The organism is Neisseria flava, from assembly GCF_982712965.1.
The window spans coordinates 1-5,199 of sequence record NZ_CEXQBZ010000082.1; the positions used below are offsets into that span (position 1 = coordinate 1).

5 protein-coding genes and 1 pseudogene are annotated in these 5,199 nt (G+C 54.2%); 2 read left to right on the top strand and 4 right to left on the bottom strand.

Going from position 1 to position 5,199, the window contains the following annotated elements; all coding sequences use genetic code 11:
* Nucleotides 1–257, bottom strand: a pseudogene (locus AC5M9B_RS04390) (transposase); the annotation flags it as partial.
* A gap of 122 nt (nucleotides 258–379) precedes the next feature.
* On the opposite strand from AC5M9B_RS04390, the gene AC5M9B_RS04395 reads away from it, so the two are divergent.
* Nucleotides 380–604, top strand: coding sequence for a hypothetical protein (locus tag AC5M9B_RS04395; RefSeq protein ID WP_033002664.1), 225 nt, complete (start codon nucleotides 380–382; stop codon nucleotides 602–604).
* 71 nt (nucleotides 605–675) lie between these two features.
* Here the strand turns inward: AC5M9B_RS04395 and AC5M9B_RS04400 are convergent, their stop codons facing one another.
* From AC5M9B_RS04400 to AC5M9B_RS04410, 3 genes are all read right to left on the bottom strand, one after another.
* Entirely contained in the window at nucleotides 676–2,439 is a 1,764-nt protein-coding gene (locus AC5M9B_RS04400) for a monovalent cation:proton antiporter-2 (CPA2) family protein (protein WP_487648303.1), read from the bottom strand.
* Nucleotides 2,440–2,475: 36 nt separating this feature from the next.
* Nucleotides 2,476–3,006, bottom strand: coding sequence for an MBL fold metallo-hydrolase (locus tag AC5M9B_RS04405; RefSeq protein ID WP_487648304.1), 531 nt, complete (start codon nucleotides 3,004–3,006; stop codon nucleotides 2,476–2,478).
* A gap of 100 nt (nucleotides 3,007–3,106) precedes the next feature.
* Nucleotides 3,107–4,072 (bottom strand): TIGR03571 family LLM class oxidoreductase, encoded by a 966-nt coding sequence (locus tag AC5M9B_RS04410; protein WP_003775714.1) that lies wholly within the window; start codon nucleotides 4,070–4,072, stop codon nucleotides 3,107–3,109.
* Between the two features lie 179 nt (nucleotides 4,073–4,251).
* On the opposite strand from AC5M9B_RS04410, the gene AC5M9B_RS04415 reads away from it, so the two are divergent.
* Nucleotides 4,252–5,151: a LysR family transcriptional regulator gene (locus AC5M9B_RS04415; protein ID WP_487648305.1), complete on the top strand. Its 900-nt coding sequence runs from the start codon at nucleotides 4,252–4,254 to the stop codon at nucleotides 5,149–5,151.
* The last annotated feature ends 48 nt before the right edge of the window (nucleotides 5,152–5,199 follow it).

Here is a 5,199-nt window from a genome sequence, read left to right on the forward strand (position 1 = left end):
CCGGCGGTTTGAATAATGGTGGCGTCAATGACGGCGGCGGATGCTTTCTCTATTTTTAGGCCTTTTGCGGTCAGTTGTCGGTTAATCAGTTCCAGCAGTTCGGACAGGGTGTTGTCTTGCGCCAGCCAGTTGCGGTAGCGGCATAAGGTGCTGTAATCGGGGATGCTCAACTCGTCAAAACAGCAAAACAGGTTGAAATCGATGCGGGTGATGAGGCTGTGTTCGAGTTCGGGATCGGAGAGGCTGTGCCATTGTCCGTAGAAGCGCAAGAGCGACGCGAACGAATGAAAAAACAGTTCGCCGACTAAAATATAGATGTAGAAACCTTAAAAGGCCGTCTGAAATACTATTTGCACTCATTCCCGATTTGCCGCAACGGATGTTATCGGGCGGATTGGCAAAAGCGGAATTGCCCGCCGTCCGCACAGGCTTGGGATTCATCGATCGCAAGCTCGGCGGCTTTCTCGAACTGGGCTGGTATGCTTATCAAATGAAGCTCATCGGCACAGGCAACACCCCGCAGCCGAAACGCTCCGCGTGGGCGGAACTGTTCCGCCTGCTGAAAAACATCCGCCAACACCGCCTGCGTTCCGAACGGGCGTAAAAAGTGCGGTGGAATTTTTGCAATTTTTCGCTTAAATTCCATCGCTTGCAGCTACAAAAGTGCGGTCTATTTTACGAATTTTTCTTTATATTCCCCAATAGTAATCTGCGCCCTTCAAATTCCTTGCCGGCAATTTCCAAAGCGAAGCGTTCTTTGTCGGCGTCGCGTACTTTGTCGTGTACGGCACGTAATTCCTGCACGCTAGCACCCAATGCCTTGACGATTTCATCGCCCATTTTCATGGAAGAATAGAAGGTTTCGCGCACTACGAAATCCGCTTCCGCTTTCACTAGGGCCAGCGCATTGCGTCTGTCCCAGGCGCGCACGAACACCTTGGCGTTCGGGTTGATATGATGAATATTTTCCACAATTCTGACCGCACTTTCTCCGTCGTCCACGCATACCGCTACGATGTCGGTGTGTTCTACGCCGCAGGCATGCAGCACGTCGGCGCGGGTGGCTTCGCCGTAATAGACTTTGAAACCGTATTCGCGTGCGACGTTGATGGTGTCGGGATCGTTGTCCAGAATGGAAATGGTGGCACCGTAGGCTAGCGGCATTTGGCTAACCACCTGCCCCATGCGCCCGAATCCGATAATCAGCACGTTGCCGTTGAGTTCGCCCGCATGTTCTTCCACATCATCCACTTCCGCAGCTGCGCGGGGTTCTTTGAAATAGCGGTCGAACAGCATAACGCTGAAGGGTGTCATAATCATGGAGAGCACCACGATTGCCGTCATATTCGCTAGCACTTCCGCATTAATCGCCCGTTGTACGGCAGCGGAGGCGAGTAATACGAAGGCGAATTCACCGCCCTGCGACATCAGTACGGCGCGGTGTATCGCGGTGCGATGGCTTGCTTTGGCAAAACGCGCCACTCCATAAATGGCAAGGCATTTCAAGATAATCATCAGTACAGTGGCGGAAAGAATTACCTTCCAGTTATTGAGCACCGTTGCCACATCCAGCGACATCCCGACAGCTAAGAAAAACAGCCCGAGCAAAAGGCCTCGGAACGGTTCGATATCCGCTTCAAGCTGATGACGGAAGTCGGATTCCGACAGCAGCACTCCCGCCAGAAACGCACCCATCGCCATAGACAGACCGCCCAGCTCCATTAAATAAGCCGCACCGAGTACCACCAGCAGCGCGGCGGCAGTCATCACCTCGCGTGCTTTGGATTTTGCCAGAATTTTAAACAGCGGATTGAGCAGCCAAATACCTGTCGCAATCAACGCTGCCAAAGAAAGCGCGGCAACACCGATTTTCTGCCATAGCGGTACGGCATCGGCAACGGCATTGGGATTATCGGGTGCTAGAAATGCTACAATCGCCAGCATGGGCACAATCAGTAAATCTTCAAACAGCAAAATGGAGACAATGCGCTGACCTTGCGGTGTGCTGATTTCATGACGTTCGTCCATAATCTGCATGACCATTGCGGTGGAGGTGAGTGTAAAACCTACCGCCGAAATAAACGACATCACTAAAGAAAAACCGTAAGCCAGCCCGATTTGGGTAAGGAACAGACTGGAAAACGTCACCTGCAGGGTACCCAAGCCGAAAATCTGATTACGCAATTTCCATAAATGCGACGGCTTCATTTCCAGCCCGATCAAAAACAGAAACATCACCACGCCGAATTCCGCAATATGCAAAATAGCGTGGGAATCGGTAACGAGCTTTAATCCGAAGGGTCCGATAACCAGCCCCGCAGCCAAATAACCCAGAATCGAGCCTAGACCTAAACGTTTAAATAACGGCACGGCAACTACCGCCGCCCCCAATAACACCACCACGTGCAATAAATCGCCGTTAGCTGCTTCTACCGCCATAATTCCTGCCTTTGTTAATTCATAAAAATTTTTGTATTATAAAGGAAAATCGCCGTAACACAAAAAAGTCGTCATTTGACGGCTTCCTCTAAGAAAAGTGCGGTCGGTTTTTGTTAAATTATTGCACTTTGCCGTCGATTTCGATCGGGGTATATTCCACCGGCAGCCAAGTGTAGCGCCGTTGCTTTCGGCACGGATGTGTCCGATGCTAGGGAAGGGCATATGTGCGCCAGCTATCCAGATTTTACGTGTGGCGGCATCTTTGAGCGCGTCTTGGCGGCTGGCGCGTGCCTGTTTGGGGTCGCTGTCAAACTCAATGGCGATTTCGGGATCAAGCATTTGCAGTGTGTGGTTGTGCATCAAATCGCCCCACACCAGCATGGTTTGTCCTTTTGAAGTGAACTCGATGCCATTGTGCCCAGGCGTATGACCGGGGCTGGGGCGCGAGCGCATTCCGGGTACGACTTCTTCGCCACTCTGATAAAAACGCACTTTACCTGCTTTGGCATAAGGCGCTACGGCTTCACGCGCTAGCGTTGCCAAGCCGCGTAGGGTTTCAGACGGCATTTCAGGCAGCCTGAAAACCTAAAAAGTTCCCTCCTCCATTTATAAAGGAGGACTAGGGGGCGTTCAGACGGCGTTTCAGGTTGCCTGAAACCCCCAAATCTCACACCGCAAAATGCGGTATCACGTTTTCGGCGAAATCCTGAATGGTTTCCAGCGCGCCGCGCCGTGTGGGTTTTAAGTTCACGGTAATGTGTGCCACGCCGTCGGCCTGCTGTTTCTGCCAAAACTCGACGATGCTTTTGGCGCCGCCGCGCAGGTAGATGTTATTGTAGAACTCGGCGGGCGCGTTCGGGTCTTCCAAGAGTTCGACGAAATTCGCCACGCCAAAGGGTTTCCAGGTTTCGCCGTCGCCCAATTCTTTGAGCGTGTTGACGATGTCGCCCAGTTTTTCGGGGGCGATGCCGTACCAAATCCATGCGTCGCTTTCGCGGGCAATCCATTCCAGCTCTTGGCGGGCGCGGCCAATGGCGAGCATCGGCAAACCGTGTGCGGGTTTGGGCACCAAGTCCAAATTGCCGCTGAATCTGCCGTAGTGTTCGCTATTGAACGCGGGGAATTTTTCCTGCGTCAGGCGGCGGATGATTTGCCACGCTTCGCGGTAGCGTTCGGCGCGGTTGTTGAAATCGGCGGCAAAGGCGGGGTATTCGGTGGGACGGTCGCCGCTGGCCAAGCCGAGCAGGAAGCGGCCGCCGCTGATTTGTTCCGCCGATGCGGCTTCTTTGGCGGTGAGAATCGGCTCGCGCAGGGGCGAAACATAACCCGCCGAGCCGAGCGCAACGTTTTGGGTGAGCGCGGCGAGATAACCCAGCGTTACCGACGGGTCGTAAATCTGCGCGACATCGCCAAAACTCGGGTCGTAAAACGGCACATCGCGCACCCACAGCGTGGCAATGCCGCTTTGGTCGGCGGCTTTTATCACGGTGGCGAAGTCGTCCATTTCGGGCACGGGGCTGTCGGGATAGCCTTTGAATGGCGCAATCAGGCCCAATGTGAGTTTGCCCGGTTGGAAAGTGCGGGCGAAACCGCGATGGTTTTGCAGGCGTTCGGGTAATTTCAGCGCAGTCATTTTTTTGCTCCTTGTGATGTGTTTTTGCACGGGATGAAGTATATTTGTTTTATTCGGGAATGTGCTTCCCTAATCTCGGGCAAGAAAATACCAAATGTAGGTCGGGCATTGATGCCCGACGTTTTTAAATTTACCTGTATTTGTCGGGCATAAATGCCCGATCTGCGCAAGAAAAATTTATGGAACTCAACAATCTCAACGATATGACCGCCTTTGTCGCCAGCGTAAAAAGCGGCTCGTTTACCGCCGCCGCCAAACAACTCGGGCTCACGCGTTCCACCATCGGTAAACGCATCGTCCGCCTTGAAGCGCGGTTGAACGTGCGCCTTTTGCAGCGCAATACGCGCAACCTTGCGCCCACCGACGAAGGGCGGCTGTTTTACGAACGCTGCACCGCCGTGTTGGAAGAGCTGGAAAACGCCGAGCAATGCCTTGCCCAACGCAGCATCGAGCCGCAAGGCCGTCTGAAAATCAGCGCGCCGCTGGTGTTGGGCAAAACCATCTTGCCGCCGCTGTTGGCGGATTTTCTCCACCGCTATCCGCAAACCAGCGTCGAACTCTCACTCACCGACGACTACGCCGACCTGATTTCAGACGGCTACGATCTCGCTCTGCGCAACGGTAACCCGCCCCAATTCGACAGCCTGATCGCTCGCACCGTGGCGCAACAAAAAATGCTCACCTGCGCCGCCCCCGGCTACCTCGTTCAACACGGCACGCCGCAAACGCCCGACGATTTGGCGCACCACCAATGCCTGCATTTCCTACACGGCGGCCGCGTCAGCCGCTGGCGTTTTCAGCAAAAAGGCAAAGAAACCACCTTTCAGGGCAGCGGACGCTTCAGCGCCGACAACGGCGAAGCCCTGCTGGAACTCGCGCTGTCCGCGTTCGGCATTGTCCAGCTGCCACATTATCTGGTGCAGGCCGCCCTCGATGCAGGCAGCCTGAAAAGCGTTTTATCCGATTTCCAACCCAAACCCGTGCCCGTGATGGCGGTGTACCCCAGCCGCAAACAGCTCTCGCCCAAAGTGCGGGTGTTGGTGGATATGATGGGAGAAGCGTGGGGGAAGGCTGTCTGAGATGCCGCCGGTCATTCCAAAAAAGCTGCCTGAAAAACAAAAAAGGCC

Excerpts from the sequence above, each read along its gene's own strand:
- AC5M9B_RS04395 (WP_033002664.1), top strand. The coding sequence starts at position 380 with ATGTTATCGGGCGGATTGGCAAAAGCGGAATTGCCCGCCGTCCGCACA.
- AC5M9B_RS04410 (WP_003775714.1), bottom strand. The coding sequence starts at position 4,072 with ATGACTGCGCTGAAATTACCCGAACGCCTGCAAAACCATCGCGGTTTC.
- AC5M9B_RS04405 (WP_487648304.1), bottom strand. The coding sequence starts at position 3,006 with ATGCCGTCTGAAACCCTACGCGGCTTGGCAACGCTAGCGCGTGAAGCC.
- AC5M9B_RS04400 (WP_487648303.1), bottom strand. The coding sequence starts at position 2,439 with ATGGCGGTAGAAGCAGCTAACGGCGATTTATTGCACGTGGTGGTGTTA.
- AC5M9B_RS04415 (WP_487648305.1), top strand. The coding sequence starts at position 4,252 with ATGGAACTCAACAATCTCAACGATATGACCGCCTTTGTCGCCAGCGTA.